Below are 2,185 nucleotides of genomic sequence, written 5' to 3'. Positions count from 1 at the left end.
GCCCGCGCGAAGGGGCCCGCCCGCCGGTGACGGGCCCCGGGGCCGGCGCCGCGGTCAGGCCGTGTGCAGGGTCAGCCCGTAGCGGTTGAGGATCTCGTTGACCGGCTGGAACCAGGTCTCGCCGCCGCTGGTGCAGTTGCCCCAGCCGCCGGAGGTGACCCCCTGGGCCTGGTCGCCGCTGATGAAGGAGCCGCCCGAGTCGCCGCCCTCGGCGCAGACGCTGGTCTTCGTCATCTGGTGGACGGCACCCTGGCTGTAGTTGACCGTCTCGTTCTTGGCCAGCACGGTGCCGCAGTGCCAGTGCGTGGTGGACCCGGACCGGCAGACCGACGCACCGATCGGGGCCTCCGCCGAGCCGCGCACCAACTGGTCGGAGACGGTGCCCCAGCCCAGTACGACCGGCACTGTCCACCAGCCGCTGCCCACGCTGACCCAGGCGTAGTCGTTGTCGGGGAACGACGAGCCCTGGAACGTACCGATGTACGAGCCGTCCCAGCCGCTCACCCCGGCCCCGGCGCCACCGCAGTGACCGGCCGTCACGAAGCCGCCGTGCACCGAGAAGCCGATGGAGCAGCGCACGTTGCCCGTGTAGTACGGGTCGCCGCCGACCGTGCCCGCGGCGAACGTGCCCGGCGCCTCGGGCACCGTCCGCACGGTGACCGGGCCGGCCACGCGGGCCCGGTCCAGGAAGCGCTGGACATCGTTGTCGGCGCGCTCGTCCTCGACGACCTCGACGACCACCGAGTTGGCGGCCGGGTCGACGTGCCAGCCGCCGACACCGGAGGGGGCGGAGAGCGCGTCGAGCCGGGTCTTGGCGGCGTCGAGCGCGCGGGCGCTGTGCTCGACGGTGCGCACCCGGGCGCCGGTGGCCCGCACGGCCCGTACCGTCGTGGCGGACGCGTCGTCGGTGACGGCCACGGTCAGCCGTCCGGTCCCGGCGTCGAACCACGACCCGCCGAAGGCGCCGCCGGCGGCCCGGCGGGCGGCCGGCTCCAGGCCGGTGGCCCGTTCCTCGGCCGCGAGCCGTTCCGCGGCCTGGGCGCGGGTGAGGCCGAAGTCGTCCTGCATGGCCTGGAGGAGACCGGCGGAGGCCGGTGCCTCCTCGTTCGCCGCGGCCGGCAGGGAACCGGCCGCGGTCCAGCTGCCGAGCATGAGCAGGACGGCCAGCCCGGCGTGCTTGAGTCTGCTGCGTCTCACGGGAGTTGCCCTTCGTCGTTCCAGCAAGGTGGGGGTGGAACAACCGCTGTCTGAGAGCGCTCTCACAAGGGGTTGGGCAGAGCTTATCCAGGCCCGAGCGTCAGGTCCATGCCAATGGCGTGCGCAGTTCCCGCGCCCCTGGAGGGGCGAATGCCGTGCCGCGGCCTTCAGGAGCCGTACAGATCCCGTTCCACCAGGATCAGCGCGCGCTCGCGCACGCAGTCGCCGTGCACGACCACCTCGCAGGGGCCGAGGCCGTCGATGGCGGACCGCACGGCCGTCAGCGCCTCGTCGAACCGTCGCAGCCGGCGCAGCGCCGCCGCCTTGCGCAGCAGCGCCTCGGCCCCCAGACCGTCCGCGAACGCCGGGGCGCTCAGCAACTCCAGCATCCGGCGCGGCTGTTCGGGCAGGTCCTCACCGAGCCAGAGGCCGTGCAGCAGGGCGTGCACGACCTTCTCGTCGTGCGGCGCGCGGGCCAGTACGGCCGCCAGCAGCGGGAGCCCGGCCTCCCGGGAGCGTCCGAGCAGCGCGAAGGCGCGCATGGCCGCGCTGTACGGGTCGAGGCCGGACCCGTCGTCGTCCGGCCCGGCGGCCGGTGCCGCCGCGAAGAACTCCTCGATGTCCCCGCACCGGAAGTCGTAGCGCAGGGTCGTCAGGAAGCAGTGCCACAGGGCCCGGCCGAACGGTGTGCCGGGGTCGGTGCCCGCCACGTGGCGGGCGGTGAGGAAGATGAGCGCGCTGCGTTCCTCGGCGCGGGCCCGCCAGGCCAGGTCGCCGGTCAGCCGGGCCGACTCCGCCCAGCCGGCCCCGGCCAGCGCCAGCCAGCCGGCCGCCTCCCGGGTCCAGTCGCGTCCCGAGGCGATCTCCTCGGCCACCCGGGCCCGCACCATCACCCAGCCCCGGCCCTCGGCCAACTGCCGCGCCTGCGCCCGCAGCCCCGCTCCGCCGCGCCCCGACACCAGCAGCGGCACCACACCTTCCGGTCCGG

Annotated in this window: 2 protein-coding genes; both read right to left on the bottom strand. The window is 75.0% G+C overall.

The annotated features are described in order from the left end of the window. Positions 1 to 54: 54 nt before the first annotated feature. Entirely contained in the window at positions 55 to 1,197 is a 1,143-nt protein-coding gene (locus AB0G32_RS40335) for a S1 family peptidase (RefSeq protein ID WP_361176065.1), read from the bottom strand. Between the two features lie 167 nt (positions 1,198 to 1,364). Further along, positions 1,365 to 2,185: hypothetical protein (locus AB0G32_RS40330; RefSeq protein ID WP_361176062.1), on the bottom strand; the 821-nt coding region annotated here is incomplete at its 5' end.

The sequence above is a fragment of the Streptomyces sp. NPDC023723 genome (assembly GCF_040639815.1).
Lineage (GTDB): Bacteria > Actinomycetota > Actinomycetes > Streptomycetales > Streptomycetaceae > Streptomyces.
Note: the sequence above shows the minus strand (reverse complement) of the source record. Positions and strands in the feature narration are given on the sequence as shown.